General features: G+C 71.2%; 17 protein-coding genes. 9 read left to right on the top strand and 8 right to left on the bottom strand.

The window, feature by feature from the left end:
* Positions 1-154 precede the first annotated feature (154 nt).
* The 4 genes from KALB_RS43635 to KALB_RS04860 all read right to left on the bottom strand — a co-directional run bounded on the left by KALB_RS43635 (position 155) and on the right by KALB_RS04860 (position 3437).
* Positions 155-844: an MmpS family transport accessory protein gene (locus KALB_RS43635; protein ID WP_025354599.1), complete on the bottom strand. Its 690-nt coding sequence runs from the start codon at positions 842-844 to the stop codon at positions 155-157.
* A 90-nt stretch (positions 845-934) separates the two neighbouring features.
* A complete protein-coding gene (locus KALB_RS04850; protein WP_025354600.1) occupies positions 935-1786 on the bottom strand; it encodes a hypothetical protein in 852 nt (283 codons plus the stop codon).
* Positions 1776-2462, bottom strand: a complete 687-nt coding sequence (locus KALB_RS04855; RefSeq protein ID WP_025354601.1) for a metallophosphoesterase family protein — start codon at positions 2460-2462, stop codon at positions 1776-1778. The genes KALB_RS04850 and KALB_RS04855 overlap by 11 nt, the downstream gene beginning before the upstream one ends.
* A 237-nt stretch (positions 2463-2699) precedes the next feature.
* On the bottom strand, positions 2700-3437 hold the full coding sequence (locus KALB_RS04860; protein ID WP_025354602.1) for an aspartate/glutamate racemase family protein: 738 nt from the start codon (positions 3435-3437) through the stop codon (positions 2700-2702).
* 77 nt (positions 3438-3514) lie between these two features.
* On the opposite strand from KALB_RS04860, the gene KALB_RS04865 reads away from it, so the two are divergent.
* The gene (locus KALB_RS04865; protein WP_236650173.1) at positions 3515-4606 is read left to right on the top strand and encodes a DUF2332 domain-containing protein; all 1092 of its coding nucleotides are present in this window, start codon (positions 3515-3517) and stop codon (positions 4604-4606) included.
* Positions 4607-4609: 3 nt separating this feature from the next.
* Here the strand turns inward: KALB_RS04865 and KALB_RS04870 are convergent, their stop codons facing one another.
* A complete protein-coding gene (locus KALB_RS04870; protein WP_025354604.1) occupies positions 4610-6007 on the bottom strand; it encodes an alpha/beta hydrolase in 1398 nt (465 codons plus the stop codon).
* 263 nt (positions 6008-6270) lie between these two features.
* Positions 6271-7350, bottom strand: coding sequence for a magnesium/cobalt transporter CorA (gene corA, locus KALB_RS04875; RefSeq protein WP_025354605.1), 1080 nt, complete (start codon positions 7348-7350; stop codon positions 6271-6273).
* Between the two features lie 277 nt (positions 7351-7627).
* Here corA and KALB_RS04880 point away from each other — a divergent pair, with 277 nt between their 5' ends.
* The 8 genes from KALB_RS04880 (at position 7628) to KALB_RS04910 (ending at position 13394) form a co-directional block, all read left to right on the top strand.
* Positions 7628-8131: a MaoC family dehydratase gene (locus KALB_RS04880; protein ID WP_025354606.1), complete on the top strand. Its 504-nt coding sequence runs from the start codon at positions 7628-7630 to the stop codon at positions 8129-8131.
* Between the two features lie 3 nt (positions 8132-8134).
* Positions 8135-9250, top strand: a complete 1116-nt coding sequence (locus KALB_RS04885) for a DUF2332 domain-containing protein (protein WP_025354607.1) — start codon at positions 8135-8137, stop codon at positions 9248-9250.
* A 664-nt stretch (positions 9251-9914) separates the two neighbouring features.
* Positions 9915-10073, top strand: coding sequence for a hypothetical protein (locus KALB_RS47460; RefSeq protein WP_162483054.1), 159 nt, complete (start codon positions 9915-9917; stop codon positions 10071-10073).
* A gap of 25 nt (positions 10074-10098) precedes the next feature.
* Positions 10099-10659 (top strand): PH domain-containing protein, encoded by a 561-nt coding sequence (locus KALB_RS04890; protein WP_025354608.1) that lies wholly within the window; start codon positions 10099-10101, stop codon positions 10657-10659.
* A 47-nt stretch (positions 10660-10706) separates the two neighbouring features.
* The gene (locus KALB_RS04895; protein ID WP_025354609.1) at positions 10707-11567 is read left to right on the top strand and encodes a PHP domain-containing protein; all 861 of its coding nucleotides are present in this window, start codon (positions 10707-10709) and stop codon (positions 11565-11567) included.
* Entirely contained in the window at positions 11564-12181 is a 618-nt protein-coding gene (locus KALB_RS04900; protein ID WP_025354610.1) for a MarC family protein, read from the top strand. Before KALB_RS04895 ends, KALB_RS04900 begins: the two co-directional genes overlap by 4 nt.
* 31 nt (positions 12182-12212) lie before the next feature.
* Positions 12213-13046, top strand: a complete 834-nt coding sequence (locus tag KALB_RS04905) for a RecB family exonuclease (protein WP_025354611.1) — start codon at positions 12213-12215, stop codon at positions 13044-13046.
* Positions 13047-13067: 21 nt separating this feature from the next.
* Positions 13068-13394, top strand: coding sequence for a hypothetical protein (locus KALB_RS04910; protein WP_148309347.1), 327 nt, complete (start codon positions 13068-13070; stop codon positions 13392-13394).
* Between the two features lie 321 nt (positions 13395-13715).
* On the opposite strand, the gene KALB_RS04915 is transcribed toward KALB_RS04910, so the two are convergent.
* Both KALB_RS04915 and KALB_RS04920 read right to left on the bottom strand, forming a co-directional pair.
* Positions 13716-14606: an alpha/beta fold hydrolase gene (locus KALB_RS04915; RefSeq protein WP_025354613.1), complete on the bottom strand. Its 891-nt coding sequence runs from the start codon at positions 14604-14606 to the stop codon at positions 13716-13718.
* A 28-nt stretch (positions 14607-14634) separates the two neighbouring features.
* Complete coding sequence (locus KALB_RS04920; protein WP_025354614.1) at positions 14635-16020, bottom strand: Rv3212 family protein; 1386 nt, start codon at positions 16018-16020, stop codon at positions 14635-14637.
* Positions 16021-16022 lie beyond the last annotated feature (2 nt).

Consider the following 16022-nt stretch of genomic DNA (forward strand, 5'->3'; position numbering starts at 1 on the left):
GGGCGACACTACCTTCAGTTATGTTCCCATTCGGGGCTCACTTAAAGATATCACCCGTAAGCATCAGTCAGTGGCCAGTTGTTGCCACGTTGTCGCATTGAGTGTGCGACCGGCTCGATCGGGCTCATTCGACTGGTTTTCGGGACCTTGTCCTCTAGCGGCCCAGCGAGTGGAAGCAGCTCGCCATCGGGTACTGGCCCTTGCCGTTGCCCTTGTTGACGACCACGCCGTCCACCGTGATCGAGCAGTTGATCGGCGTGCCCTCGTTCATGCTCGACCCCGAGACGCTCAACGACAGCCGCTGGTCGGTGGCGGGCGTGTCGAACTCGTAGGTCCACGGCAGCTTCGAACTGCTCTCGTGGTTGAGGTTGCTGGTGCCGTCCGGGGTGTAGCTGATGGTGAACGCCTGGTCCCCGCCCTCCAGGTGGTACACCACGTGGTGCGGCACCGGCGGCGGCGTGGTCGTGGTGGTCGGCCGGTAGCGGGTCGTCTCGGTGTGCGAGGGGGACCGCGTGGGCAGGCTCGTCGCGTAGTCACGCAGGTTCGTCAGCGTCCACACCACCCAGAACACGCTGAGCAGCACCGCGCAGATGCCCAGCGCGAGCCCCGCGATCGCCAGCCCGCCCTGACCGGCCAGCCCGGACCGCTTGCGCGCGTAGCCGACCGCGCTGAGCACGATGCCGAGCGCACCGAGCAACAGGCTCAGCCAGACCAGGACGAGCGGGACCAAACCGAGCAGTGCTCCGATGAGCCCGATCACGAACCCGGCCAGGGCCAACCCGTTCTCGCGGGGCGGCGGCGGTGCGTGTGGCTCGGGCGACTGCGGGTACGCCGGAAAACTCATGCTGCGGAACTCCCCCTGGTGACACGTGCCTGCCTCAAGTACATCGAAGGATGAGGCGGGACGAATTACACCTTTTGGGTGAGCCCTTGGTCACTGCGGGCGGCGGCCGCGCTCCCGCACCGCCGCGATGACCTCGTCGTCCCAGCGGTGCGTGCGGATCAACCGGTAGCGCTCGCCCGCCACCCACAGGTACGCCTCGGTCTCGGTCCGCCTGCCGACCAGGTCGGCCTGGCGCAGCATGCGCACCACCGGCTCGTACTCCTCGGTGTACCAGCGCCGCGCCACGGCGGCCCGGTCGCAGAACTCGCCCTCGTCCTGCATCAGCCGGAAGCCCCACGCCTCCACGTGCTCGCCGAGGTGGGCGTAGTCGGCTGGGTCGGTGACCAGCACGGAGGCCCGCGCCTGGCCGGTCAGCGGCACCCGCTCCAGGAACAGCCTGCGGTGGTCCTTGACGATCAGGTCGCCCCGGTACCGGATGCCGTCCGCGGAGATCCGCGTCCGCACCTGGGTCACGTACGCCTCGATCGTCTCCTGGCCCAGCGCGTGCGCCACCGACACCCGGTGGTGCCCGTCCTGCACGAAGTGCAGCTCGCCGATCCGGTACACCTCGATCGGTGGCACCGACTCCCCGCGCCGCTGCGCCAGGGCCAGCCGCTGCCAGCGCTCGCGCACCCGGATCGAGGTGGGCCGGAACCTGCGGTCGAAGTCCCTGGTCCGGTCCACGCTGCCGACGATCGAGTCCAGCCGGATCACCTGTAGGCCCAGCCGCCGCTCCCCGGCCCGGCCCAGGGCGGCGACCACCTCGTCGAAGGGCAGCATGATGTTGACGTCGTCGGGTTCCCTGCGCAGCCAGGCGGCCAGCCGGGACAACACCTGCCCGCGCCGCGCGCGCAGGAAGTCGTTCTCGGCGTCGGCGCGGGGAAAACCGGTGTCACGAGCCATGACGCACCTGCCTGGGCGAACCGGTGGAGCCGAACTCGAAGACCTTGTAGCCGACCACGTTGACCACCCTGGTGCCGGCCAGGTCCCGGTCCGGGGTGGGCTCGCCGTGCGGGTGGATGTGGCCGTGCAGCAGCACTCGTGGCCGCAGCCGCCGGACCATCTCGTGCAGGCAGTCGAAACCCCGGTGCGGGGCGTCCTCGCGGTCCCCGCAGTCCTTGGGCGGCGAGTGGGTGAGCAGCACGTCCACGCCCTGACCGTCGCGCAACCGGCGCCACCCCGCCAGCCGGGTCGTGCGGCGGGCCCGGCGCGCCTGCTGGCGCTCCGTCCACTGGTTGGGCCCCGGGTTGTAGCGGATCGACCCGCCGAGCCCGGCGATGCGCAGACCGGCCACGTCCACCACCGCCCCGTCTGCGTTCACCCCGCCCGCCGGACCGGGCCAGCGCGCGGGCATGCCCGCCTTGGTCCACAGCCCGCGCACGTTCGCGTAACCGCTCAGGTCGGCGTCGTGGTTGCCCGGTACGAACACGCACGGCCGGTCCAGCGCGCTGCTGAGGTACTCCAGGTAGTCGAAGGGCAGGTCGCCAGCGCCCAGCACGAGGTCCACGTCGAGCTGACGCACCTGCTGCGTCCACAGGTGCTCGACCACCTCGTCCGACACCGCCAACACCCTCGTCACGCCCCCGAGCCTACGAGCAGGCACCGACAGTTCGCGTCGCCGACTTGTCGGGGGTACCCGGCAGACTGCCGTCAGTGCAGTCAGCGGTCAGTCCTCGTCCTGCGGATCAGGGCGGCGATCGACACGGCCTGGCCGGGCCCGGAGGTCCTTGCCCGTACTCCTCGCCCACCCGGTTGACCGCGGGCAGCCCGTCTCCGCAGTCCAGCAGAGGGGAGTGGTGCGTGTGACCTGACGCCGTCAGACCGATCGGGTGTGAGCGGGTTCGGTGACCTGTGCACCGCCGAGCGCGAGTTCAACGGCGTGCTCGACGTGGATGCGGGTCGAGTCGAACACGGGCACCGGGCAGTCGGCAGCGCCGACCAGCAGGGTGATCTCCGTGCAGCCGAGGATGACGCCCTGGGCGCCGTTCCCGGCCAGTGCCGCCATGATCCGGCGATATTCCTGACGCGAGCGTTCCTCGACCACGCCCTGGGTCAGCTCCGTGAAGATGACCTCGTGCACCAGCTGCCGGTCCGCCCGATCGGGCAGGACCAGCTGCACCCCGTGCGCGCTCATCCGCTCGCGGTAGAAGTCCTGCTCCATGGTGTAACCCGTGGCCAGCAGGCCGACGCGGTCGAACCCGGCCGCGGTGATGCGCGCCGCGGTGGAGTCGACGATGTGCAGGAACGGGACGTTCACGGCGGCTTCGATCTGCGCGGCGACCTTGTGCATCGTGTTGGTGCACAGCAGCACCAGGTCCGCACCGGCGCGCTGCACCGAGCTGGCGGCCGAGGCGAGCAGTTCGCCAGCCTCCTGCCAGGCCCCGGCCCGTTGCATCGCCTCGACCTCGGCGAAGTCCACGGTCAGCAGCACGCTGCGGGCGCAGTGGTGGCCGCCCAGCCTGCGGCGCACCTCCTCGTTGAGCAGCCGGTAGTACTCCGCGGAGGACTCCCAGCTCATCCCGCCGAGCAGGCCGATCGTCTTCGTCGCGGTCATGTCCGGCCCGCCAATCTCCCAGGGGTGCGGCTGTACCCGCGCAGGCTATCCAGCGCGGGGCTCGGTGGTGTCGCCCGGTGAGCGCTACCGTCCTTGCTGTGCTGGCGAAGTTGTTCCGCGACGTGTCCAGGGGATGCCGGGTTCACAGCCCGTTGACCCACACGCTGCTCACCAGCGCGGCGGACGACCTCGACGCGGGCGGGGTCACGCAGCGCATGATGGCCGGATCGGAACTGGACCGGGCGGGCACCGTGCCGGGACTGCGCTTCGCCGCGGCACTGCACCGCCTGGTGCTGGAGGGCAAGGCGCCCGCGTTGGCTGGTCACTACCCCGGCGTGGGCGGCACACCGCGGTTGGCCACCCTCTGGTCGGACGTGCACCCAGTGCTGTGCGAGCACGAGGACGAACTGCGCTCGCTGATCCGGGGCACGACGGTGCAGACGAACGAGCCCGGCCGGACCGCCCCCCTGTACGGCGGTCTGCTCGTTGCCGCCGAACGCGCGGCGCGCGCGGCGGGACGTGCCCAGCCGTTCCCGGTGCGGCTGCTGGAGGTCGGCGCCAGCGGTGGGCTGAACCTGCGCCCACACCTGGTCGGTTACCAGCTGTCCAACGGCACCGTGCTCGGCGACCCGGGCAGTCCGCTGCGGTTCGACCCGGAGTGGACCGGATTGCCCGCCGCCGACCTGACCGCCCCGCTGGTGCTGCACGACAGGGCCGCCTGCGACGTGCGCCCGGTGGACGTCACCAGCGAACAGGGCCGCCTGCACCTGTCCTCCTTCGTCTGGGCCGACCAGCTGGACCGCTGGAACCGCCTGCGCGCGGCGATCGACCTCGCGGTGCGGGACCCGGTGCCGGTCGAGCGGGCCACCGGCGCCGACTGGCTCGCGCGCCGGCTCGCGCAACCGCGCCCCGAGGTGCTCACCGTGGTCTGGCACTCGGTGATCTGGCAGTACGTCTCGGCGGTGGAACGCGCGCGGGGCCGTGCCGTGCTCGCCGCCGCGGCGGCCCGCGCCACCGCGGACAGCCCGCTGGCCCTGCTGGTGTTCGAGCCGCGCGGTGGGCGGTTCGACCTGCTGCTGCGCCTGTGGCCCGCCGGGGTGTCGCTGCACCTTGGCGGCGGCTCGGGGCACGGCATCCCGTTCACCTGGGACGAGCAACCCTGGTCCTGAGGCTCACGCCGCCGGGCAGTGCGTGCCCGCCGGCGGCGTCCGGCGCTCGACGAGGTACCGCTCCACGAACCCGCGGGTGCACTCGGTGCGCAGGTACACGCCGTGCCCAGCACCGTCGTAGGTCAGCAGCACGGCGTGGTCGAGCTGCGTGGCGACGTCCGCGCTCCACGCCAGCGGCGTGCGGGGGTCGTGCCGCGAGCCGAGGACGAGCACCGGTGGGGCGCCGCGCGTGGTGAGGCGGTGCTGGGGATTGCTCACGGGCAGCGGCCAGCCCGAGCAGAGGAACGGGGTGGGGCCGGACCAGAACCGGATGTCGGGGGCTGCGGAGTTGGCGAGCCGCCAGTCGCTGAGCAGCCGCTCCTGCGAGGTGATCCCGCTGCGGTGGTCGGCGCAGAAGGTGGTGACGGGCAGCGGGATCACCTCGCCCGCGGCTACCGCTGCGGGCGGGCCCGCGGGGTGGCCGGGCAGCGCGGCGAGCCAGTTCGCGGTCGCCGACCTGTTCGGCTGGCTGAGCGGGCCGAGGATGCCTTCGGTCAGGTCCTGGAGGCTGGGGGCCGACGGGTCGCCGCGTTCCGCCCTGGCGTAGAGGTCGCCGACTAGCGCCCGCACGTCCTTGCCATGCAGTGCACAGGCGGGTTCCGTGGCACACCAGGTGACGAACTCGTCGAACGAGTCCTGGCCGCCCCGCGCGCCGGTGGCCATGGCCTGCCGCGAGTCCAGGCTGTGGTTGATGTTGCTGTCCAGCACCATGGCGCGGATCCGTTGCGGGAACAGCTCGGCGTACATCTGCCCGGCGACCGTGCCGTACGACAGTCCGTACAGGCTGATCGTGCGTTCGCCGAGCATTGCTCGCACGGCGTCGATGTCCCGGGCTGTGCTCGCGCTGTCGATGTGGTCGAAGACCGGGCCGGTGCGCGCCCGGCAGTCCCGCGCCACCGCCCGGTTCGCGGCGAGCATGGTGTCGAACTGTGCCTGCGTGTCACGGGGTGTCGGCGTGGGCAGCCGGTCGACGAGCGCGCGCGAGCACAGCACCGGGTTGGACCGACCGACCCCGCGTGGGTCGATGCCGATCACGTCGAACCACTGCGCCACGGGATCGCTGATCAGCAAGGAGAAGTAGCGCGGGTTCGTCATGAACTCGACCCCGGAGCTGCCCGGTCCGGCCGGTGAGTACACCAGCGAGCCGATCCGTCGCGCGGGATCGGTGGCGCGGTGCCTGGCGATCGCCAGGCCGAATTTCGGGCCCTGTGGCCGCGCCCAGTCGACTGGCACCTGGACGGTGGCGCAGTCGACCTGGGCGTTGTCGGTGCAGGGCCGCCAGGCCGGGCCCGGCGCGGTGCCGCTCAGCCCGGTGGCAAGGACGGCCGCGGCGGCGAGTTTCGCCGTGACGGACAGGAACATGCGTGCTCACTCCCCAGTGGACGGTGCTGGCGTCCACCTTGCGGCACAACACTTGTGTGCCACATCGGTCGGCGGTACCGCGCGCACCGCCGACCGGAGGAGAAGCGGGTCCTCCCAGCGGAGGACTAGCCCTGGCGGGCGATCGTGAAGGTGATGGCGGCCAGCCAGCACAGGATGGCGGTGAGGACCCAGAACAGCGGGTTCGCGAGGAGTCGGGACATGGTGAACCTCCCGTTACACGGGTGGGGGATGGGGGAGAGGACTCAGAGCCAGCGATTGCGCCGAAGTATTCGGTACACCAGCAGGCAGGCCACCACGATCACGGCGACCACCGCCGGGTAGCCGAACTTCCAGTGCAATTCGGGCATGTCCTCGAAGTTCATCCCGTAGATCCCGGCCACCATCGTCGGGATCGAGATGATCGCCGCCCAGGCGGTGATCTTGCGCATGTCCACGTTCTGCTGGAGCGTGATCTTGGCCAGCGCCGCGTCCACCAGGGTGGTCAGCAGCTCGTCGAAACCCGCCACGTGCTCGGACACCGTGGTGAGGTGGTCCTCGACGTCGCGGAAGTAGGAGCGGACCTGCTCGGGCACCAGGGTGATGTAGCCCTCGGCCAGCCGCCGCAGCGGCAGCGCCAGCGGCATCACCGCGCGCCGCAGTTCGAGCACCTCGCGCTTCATCAGATAGATCTGCTCGGCGTCCACCGCGGTGCGCGGCGCGAAGACCTGGGTCTCCATGACGTCGATGTCGTCCTCGATCGCCTCGGTCACCGCGAGGTAGGAGTCCACGACCTGGTCGGCGATCGCGTGCAACACGGCGGAGGGGCCCATGGCCAGCCGCTCGCGGTCGCACTCCAGGGTCCTGCGCAGCTCGGAGACCCCGGAGTGGTTGCCGTGCCGCACGGTCACCACGAAGTCGCGGCCGAGGAAGACCATCAGCTCGCCGGTCTCCACGATCTCGTTGGCCGTGGTCGGCGACTCGTGCGCCACGTAGCGCACCGTCTTGAGCACCATGAACAGCGTGTCGTCGTAGCGCTCCAGCTTGGGCCGCTGGTGCGCGTGCACGGCGTCCTCCACGGCCAGCTCGTGCAGGCCGAAGGTCTCCGCGACGCCCTGGATCTGCTGCTCGTCGGGCTCGTGCAGGCCGATCCAGACGAAGCCGTCACGGCGCTTGCGCACCTCGGCCACGGCAGCGGTGTGCGTCCACCGGCCGGGCAGCCGTCTGCCCTCGACGTACACGCCGCAGTCCACGACGTACGCCGAGAGCGGCACCGGGACCGGCGGGGTGGGGCGTTCGCCGCGGGCGCGGCCGCGCAGGCCACCGAGCGAGGGCAGGCTTGGCATCGATGCCTCCGGGTTCCACGTCTCGAACAAATGCGAGCGCGCTCCGGCCGGATCGAGAAGGGCCTACCTGGAACGGGTGACGACCCTACCGGCGGGAACGCGGGTGCTACTGCATCCCAACGCGCTATCGGCACTGGACATCTGGCGTCCCTCACCTCCTCGGGTCGACGGCTGTGTGCGGTGGATTCGCTCACACACCGGTTGCCGAGAGTACTCCCCGCATGGCCAGACTGTCCTCCCCGGCCGCCGAGGTCCGGGCCACATCACGGAGGTCCACGTGCAGTTCGGGCGTTACTACGAGGAGTTCGAGGTCGGCGCTGTCTACAAGCACTGGCCTGGCAAGACCGTGACCGAGTACGACGACCACCTGTTCTGCCTGCTCACGATGAACCACCACCCGCTGCACATGGACGCCAACTACGCCGAGCAGACCACCGACTTCGGCAAGAACGTGGTGGTCGGCAACTACGTCTACTCGTTGCTGCTGGGCATGTCGGTGCCGGACATCTCCGGCAAGGCCATCGCCAACCTGGAGGTCGAGTCGCTGCGGCACATCGCGCCGACCTTCCACGGCGACACCATCTACGGCGAGAGCGAGGTCCTGGACAAGACCCCGTCGAAGTCCAAGGACGACCGCGGCATCGTGTACGTGGAGACACGCGGCTACAAGCAGGACGGCACGGTCGTCTGCGTCTACCGTCGCAAGGTGATGGTGCCCAAGCGGTCCTACGGCGAGAGCCGTGGTGGCGAGCAGCCCGGCCGCCCCGAGCCGAAGAAGTGACGCATGCCTGACCTGGTTGACCTGCGGCGGCGACTCACCGAGTTCGCCGAGCGCGAGGCGGCGGGGGTCTCCCCGCTCTACGAACTGCTCGCGCTCGGCGCCGCCGGGGACGACGAGGTCGCCGGCCTGCTGGGCGCGGCGCGGCAGGGCTGCGCCACCCCGGCGCTGCTGCTGGCCGCGGCGCACCGGCTGCTGCAATCCGAGCCGTTCCACGAACTGTCCGGCTACTACCCGTCCCTGGGCGGGGCCTGTGGTCCCGACCAGGGCACCTGGCCGCTGTTCCGGTCCTTCGTGCTGGACCGGGCCGACCGGATGCGCGCGCTGATCGCCACCCGCGGCACCGCCAGCAACGACGTCCGCAGGGCGGCCCTGCTGTACCCGGCCGTCGCGCTGGCCGCCAAGCAGGCGAAGGCCCCGGTGGGGCTGTTGCAGGTGGGCGCGGGCGCCGGACTGCTGCTGCTGATGGACCGCTTCGGGCTGCGCTACCAGACCGAGCAGGCTGGTCAGCTCGCGGTCGGACCGGCCAAGGCTCCGCTCGGCCTGCACTGCGTGCTGGGCGTGGCCGGGGACGCCCCGCTGCCCGCGCTGCCCAAGAAGCTGCCGGTGGCCGCCCGGATCGGACTGGACCCGGCCCCGGTGGACGCCACCGACCCGGACGAGTTCGCCTGGCTGGAGGCCTGTGTCTGGGCGGACCAGCCCGAGCGGCTGCGCTGGCTGGGCATCGCCGCGGGCATGTTGCGCAAGGACCGGCCCGACCTGGTCACCGGCGACCCGGTGGAAGACCTGCCCGCGGTGGCCGCGAAGGTGCCCGCGGAGCTGCCGCTGGTGGTGTTCGACACGGACACCACGGGGCAGTGGGACGCCGACCGGCGTGCCGAGTACGTGCGGCTGCTCAGCGTGCTCTCCCAGCGCCGCCAGCTGTGGTGGGTCAGCCACGAGTCCTACCTCTCAGGCCTGGACCTGGTGCTGCCCGGCCGCGAGGACCTCGTCCCCCGGGACGGTGATCCCGTGGTGGGCACGCTGGGCCTGGTGCGGTGGGTCCAGGGCCGTCCCCAGGCGCAGGCGCTGGCCAGGACGGGGCGGCACGGGCAGCGGCTGGAGTGGCTGCCGGTCGGGTGACCACCGCCCGGGCGACGACCGTCTGTGTCCGAGGTGTCCGGAACTGGTCCGTTCAGGCACAGTTGGACGAGCCGCGCAGGGGCGGCGGGAGCTGCCCGGCGGGGCCGTGACCCCGGTCACGGTCACGGAGTGTTCGTGCAGCTCAGGGTCGTTGTTCTACCCTGCGTGAGCGGGCTGCTCCGCATGGGTGTGGTGAAGGTCGCAGCCCGGTCCCGCCCTGAGCTGCGCACACCGCCTATTGCCTGGCAGGCGCCGTCCTCGGTCCCGGCTGCGCCTGACCCGGCGGTGCGGCCCGCCGGCCCCGATCGGGCGGCGGACCGTGACGGAGAGTCCCGTCTTCCCCTTCGGCTCACCTGTCACAGCAGCCTCAGTGGGCGCGGCCCGGCGCATGCCGTCGACCCGTTTGGCCCACTGGCCCTGACCTGGGAGATTGGCTCGCCGACCGGGCGAGATTGCTCCATCCAGGTGGTAGACGCTGCCCCCTCCGCAGGGAGTAACGTGAACCTCGTTCACGGTAATGAACACGTAGCGTAGCGGGCTGCCCCTCTGCGCGCTCAGCGCTGACCCGAGTGCAGTACAAACCTCCCGAAGCTCTCCCCGGTGCGGTAAAACCTTCTCAGCGAGCATGTGAAGGCGTTGTAGGTACTGGATGGGGTTGGTCGTCGTGAACCTGAAGAAGATCCTTATCTGGGCCGGGCTGGCATTGGTACTCTTCTATGTGATCAGCCAGCCGAACGGGGCCGCGGGCCTCGTCCACAACCTCCTCGGGTCTCTTCGGGGCGGCGCGGAGGCTCTGATCACCTTCGTGCGGAACTTGTTCTAGCCGCTCGATCGGGAGGGACGTCCGCGTGTTCGCACCCAGGGATCCAGACGAGTACCTGCTCGGCACGGAACGTCGGGTCATCCGGGTGCGCCGGCACTGGGCATGCCTGCTGTGGGACATCTTCGAGGCGGCCGCGCTGCTCACGGCGGCCGTGCTCCTCTCCCAGTTGGTGCCCGGTGACGTGGCGATCGTGCAGAACATCCTCTGGTACGCCGCCCTGATCATCCTGCTCCGCTTCGCCTACTTCGTGATCGAGTGGTGGGTGGAGCGGATCGTGGTGACAGACAAGCGGTTCATGATGACCAGCGGGGTGTTCGTGACCAAGGTCGCGATGATGCCGGTCACCAAGGTCACCGACCTGACCTACGAGCGCAGCATGAACGGGCGCATGCTCGGGTACGGCACGCTGGTCGTGGAGTCCGCGGGTCAGATCCAGGCACTCAACAAGATCGAGTACCTGCCTCGGCCGGAAGAGGTCTACGACGCCATCTCCGAGCTGGTCTTCGGGGACAAGAAGGCGCAGGCCGAGCGGTTCTCGATGATCAAGGCCCAGCGCGCGGCCCGCGGCAAGAAGATGGTGCCCTAGCCCCGGCCGTTTCGTCCGAACGGCCCACGTCCTCCACACTGGACACCGTGCGCATCGACCTGCACGCCCACTCGAACCGCTCCGACGGCACCGACAGCCCGGCCGAACTCCTGGCCGCCGCGTCCGCCGCGGGGCTGGACGTGGTGGCGTTGACCGACCACGACACCACCGCGGGCTGGGCCGAGGCGACCTCGGCGGTACCGCCGGGGCTGCGCCTGGTGCCCGGCGCGGAGCTCTCGTGCAGCAGTGAGGACGGTCGTGGCGGCACGGTCACCGTGCACCTGCTGGCCTACCTGTTCGACCCCGCATCGCCCGCGCTGGCCGCCGAGCAGTCCAGGCTGCGCGCCGAGCGCAGGATCCGGCTTCGGCGGATGGCCGAACGGATGGCCGCCGACGGCCTCCCGATCGACGCCGACGAGGTGATGGGCAGACTGCCCGAGGACTCCCCGGCCGGTCGGCCCCACCTGGCACGAGCGCTGATCCGGGCGGGTGTGGTGTCCACCGTGGACGAGGCGTTCGCCCGCTACCTGGCCACCAACGGTGCCTACAACGTCTCGCGCACCGACACCCCCGTGACCACCGCGATCGACATGATCGCCGCGGCGGGCGGGGTCACCGTGCTGGCTCACCCCTTCGCCCGCTCGCGCGGACCGATCGTCACCGAGGGCGTGGTCGTCGACCTCGCCGCGCGCGGGCTGTCCGGGGTCGAGGTGGACCACCCCGACCACGACCCGGCCACCCGTGAGCGGCTGCGCGACCTCGCCGGGGAACTGTCCCTGCTGGTCACCGGCTCCAGCGACTACCACGGCACGAACAAGGTGGTCCGGCTCGGGCAGGAGACGACCGCGCCCGACATGTTCGACGCGCTGGTGGACAAGGCCAGCGGCGCGCAGGTCGTGATCGGATGATCTTCAACCTGACGCTGTACCTCTCCGCGACCATCACCCTGGTCGTGATCATGGACCCGCCCGGCAACATCCCGGTGTTCCTCAGCCTGGTCGGCCGCCGCAGCAAGGAGGCGCGCAACCGGGCCGCCCGGCAGGCCGTGCTGGTCTCGCTGGCGGTGATCTCGGCCTTCGCCGTCGGCGGCGAGGCGATCCTGTCCTACCTGGGCATCGGCATCCCGGCGTTGCAGGGCGCGGGCGGCCTGCTGTTGCTGCTGATCGCCCTGGACCTGCTCACCGGCAAGGGCGCCACCGAGCCCGAGGCGATGGAGGACGTCAACGTGGCGCTGGTGCCGCTGGGCACCCCGCTGCTTGCCGGACCCGGCGCCATCGCCGCCACCATCGTGTTCGTCCGGCAGGCCGACGGGCACGTGCCCTCCTACCTGGCGCTGGCCGCCGCGATCCTGACCGTGCACCTGGTGGAGTACCTTGTGCTGCGCTACTCCGGCCTGGTCATCCGGGTGATCAAGGACAGCGGGATCGTGCTGGTCGCCAAGATCGCCGGTCTGCTGCTGGCCGCGATCGCCGTGCAGCTGATCGCCAACTCGGTGAAGGGCTTCGTCACCGGGGTCGCCTGAGGTGTCGGACCCGGTGCGTACCGTGGTGGCCGTGCAGGGACAGCTCGGGTTCGACTTCATGCCGCCGAAACTGGTCAAGGTGACACCGGCCAAGCTGGCCACGTGGCAGGACTGCCGCCGCCGCTACCGGATGGCCTACCTGGACCGGCCCACCCCGGCCAGGGGGCAGGCGTGGGCGAACTACACCCTGGGCGCGGTCGTGCACAACGCCCTGCGCGCCTTCTTCGACCTGCCGGTGGCCCGGCGCACCCCGGAGCAGGCCGCGGCACTGGTGGCCAAGCACTGGAAGTCCGACGGGTTCCGCGACGGCGAGCAGGTGGCCGAGTACCGGGACCGGGCCCAGAACTGGGCGGCGCAGTACGTGGAGGACACCGAGGTCGGCCAGGACCCGGTCGGGCTGGAGCGCTGGGTCTCCGCCCCGGTCGGCCGGATCATCGCCGAGGGCCGGGTGGACCGGATCGACCAGCGCGAGGGCGAACTGGTGATCGTGGACTACAAGACCGGCAGGCACGTGCTCACCGTGGACGACGCGCGCGGCTCGCAGGCACTGGCCCTGTACGCGCTGGCCGCCCAGCGCACCCTGCGCCGCCCGTGCCGCCGCGTGGAGCTGCACCACCTGCCGTCCAGGACGGTCGCCGTCTGGGAGCACTCCGAGGACTCGCTGGCGCGCCACCTTGCCCGCGCCGAGCAGACGGCCGACGAGCTGTCGGCCGCAGCGGATACCCTGGCAGCCGGTGGCGACGCCGAGTTGCTGTTCCCACCGAGCACCGGGCGGCACTGCTCGTGGTGCGACTTCCGGCGCGTCTGCGCCGAGGGACAGGCTGCCGCCCCGGAGCTGGAGCCCTGGTCGATGCTGGCGCCGTGACGGACCCGGACGGGTGTGTGGATGACTGAGACGATGACCAGATCCGAGTCGGCCGACGACCTCGGGCCCGAGCGCCCGCGCCGGTCCGTGCTGCGCGGGCTGAGCGGGGCGGTCACGGTCTGCGCTGTGCTGCTCGTCCTGCTGGTGCTGGCCGCGCAGGTCTACTTCCAGCTGCGCGGCTACCCCGGTATCGGCTGGGGCAGCGTCGGTGTGCACGCCGTGGCCGCACTGCTCGCCGTGATGCTGCAACGCGTCGCCGACCGGCGCGGCGGGTTCACCTCGGCGCTGGCCTCACTCGGCGTGCTGGCCACCGTGGCCGCCGTACTGTGGATCTTCTGGTGGGCCTGACCCCCCCGCGAGTCCCGCTGACCCGTGACCGGGTCCCGCTGTGCGGCAGGCGAGTCCCGCCCTGGCGTGGGCGAGTCCCGCCTTGCGGTGGGTGAGTCCCGTTCTGCGGCACGCGAGTCCCGTCCTGCCTGTCGGACTCCTGGTTAGTGGCTCGCCTCGGAACCTTGACCGTGTCTCGCCGGCGACCACCCAGCCACGCCCGCCGACGCAGGTCGTGTCCTGAAGGTGCCGTTCAGGACACCCAGTGTCCTGAACGGCACCTTCATGACACCGCAGCCTCGGCTCGGACCGGATACCAGGTCAACGATGCGCGACGCGCCACTAGTCCGCGCTGAGCCAGGCCCGCCAGGTCGGCAGCAGGGTCGCCAGCAGGCCTGCGGGGTTCTCGGTGTTCGGTGAGTGCGCGGCTCCGGTCACCACGGCGAAGTCGGCGTCCAACCGGTCGGCCATGTCCCGCTGGGAGGCCACCGACCAGGCGTTGTCCTGTTCCCCGCAGATCACCAGTGCCGGGGCGCTGGCCGAGCGCAGCCCGGCGGCCAGCTTGGTCACGAGGTCGGGCTCGTAGCGCAGGCCGTCGCCCATGCCGAGCAGGCCGGCGGCAGTGGAACGCACGAACCGGGTACGCCGGAACTGCTTGACCGGTTCGGGCAGCGCCACCCAGTCCGGGCTGGCGGCGGACACCTGTTCCAGCACCTGGTAGGTGGCCTCCACCCCGCGGGCACGCAGCGTGGACTCGCAGAAGTCCAGCGCCACGCGCCGGTCGCCGGGCGGCAGTTCGGCGGGACCGGAGTCGAGCAGGGTCAGGCCGTGCACGGGGGCGTTGGCCAGCACGGCGCCGCGCACCACGAGCCCGCCATAGGAGTGGCCGAGCAGCAGCACGCGCCTGCCGTCGGCGGTCAGCTTCGCGACCAACTCGGCGAGCACGGCGCCCAGCGCGGCCGGGCGGTACGCGGACTCCACGTCCGGGCCGGGGGACTCGTACTGCCCGGGCAGGTCGATCGCGATGACCTCGATGCCCGCGTCGGAGATCGGATCGATCAGCGGGGCGAAGTCCTCCTTGGACCCGGTGTAGCCCGGCACGAGCAGCGCGGTCGCGCCAAGGTCCGTGCCGTGCGCCGGGGCGCGCAGCCCCGCGATCGGCCCATAACGCCCCGGCAGCTCGATCCGGGCGGCGCGGTTCGGGGTCAACGGTGAGGCAGGCGCGGCGTTCACACCGACGAGTGTGCCGTACAGCGGTGCGTCAACGCAGCGCCACCACCGTGCCGCCACGCTGTTCGAGCAGGACGTCACCCAGGGTCGACAGCCGGACGGGACCCGTGTAGCCCTTGCGGTCCACGGTGATCGTGCCCGAGCGGGCCCCGGTGAGCGGGTCCAGCACGGCCAGGCCCTCGGCGACCGGTACCAGCAGCTTGTCCGCGTAGACCGTGCCGGACCCGAGTGCGCCGTCCAGGGTCCAGGTCGGGCTCATGCCGCTCGGGTCCAGTGCGACCAGCTTCGAGCCGGAGTACCAGGTGATGATCTTCGCTCCGCCCGCGTAGCTCACCGCGAAGCTGCCCGCCTCGCACTTGCCGCCGGGGTCGAGCTGCTGGGTGCAGGTGATCGCGGTGCTCGGCTCCACCGCGGACTTCGGCGCCCCTGCCAGGTCGGCGTCGGGCACCGGCAGCGGGGCCGCGCCCACCTGGGAGCCCGCGTTGTCCCACACCACGAGCCGGTTCGGGTTGGCCACCGCCACCGCGACCCGCTGGTCGGTCACCGCGACGATCCTGGCGTTGCCGCCGGGCACCTCCACGCTGAACGCCACGTTCGGCTTCTCGCCGTCGTTCTGGGTGCCCTCGGGCTTGATCACCGTGAGCCGCTGGAAGGACTCACCCGCGCACTGCTCGATGACCGCCACCGAGCCGGCCGTGGCCGCCTGTGAGCTGTAGGTGCAGCCGGTCCTGGGCTGCTTGTCGTGGTTCACCACCGCGGTGACCGTGCCGTACTGCTGGGTCTGCACCAGGTCGGAGCGCCAGGTGTCGATCAGCTTCTTGCCGGTCGTGGTGAGGTAGGTGCCGTCGTAGAGCAACTGGGTGCCCAGCTCGGCGTCGCCGTTGCGCTGCGCACCCCGCGCGCCGGTCACCCCGTCCAGCTCGGTGACCTCGCTGCAGTTGTGCTCCTTGTGGTAGACCACGACGGCCTTGCCCCAGGCCGCGGCCACCCTGCACAGGTCCAGGTTGTCCCGCGTGTAGCTCCAGCGGGTGGCCCCGGTGACCGGGTCGTGGCCGATGACCTGGTGGCCCTCGGCCGTGACCACGGTCGGGCCGACCACCACGGGATCGGTGGTCGCCCCGCTGGCGGCCTGCCACAGCTGCTTCATCGTCGCGGGCACCGCGGTGGCACGCGGCGGGGCGGTCGCGGTCGCGGGGCCGGTGACCGAGGTGGTCGCCCTGGCGTCGCTGAACCACCACCAGGTGCCGGTGGCCGCGACCAGCACGAGCACGATCACCAGCACCGCGAGGAGATCACGCCTGCGGGTGAACCGCGTGCGTGGCCCGTCAGGTGGGGGCGGCTGCTGGTCGAGCGTCGTCTCGACGGGTTCCCGCAGCGCGTCCGCGGCCACGGCCGACCCCACCTGATCGTGTTCCACGT

Source organism: Kutzneria viridogrisea DSM 43870 (genome assembly GCF_000525635.1).
Taxonomy (GTDB): Bacteria; Actinomycetota; Actinomycetes; order Mycobacteriales; family Pseudonocardiaceae; genus Kutzneria; species Kutzneria viridogrisea.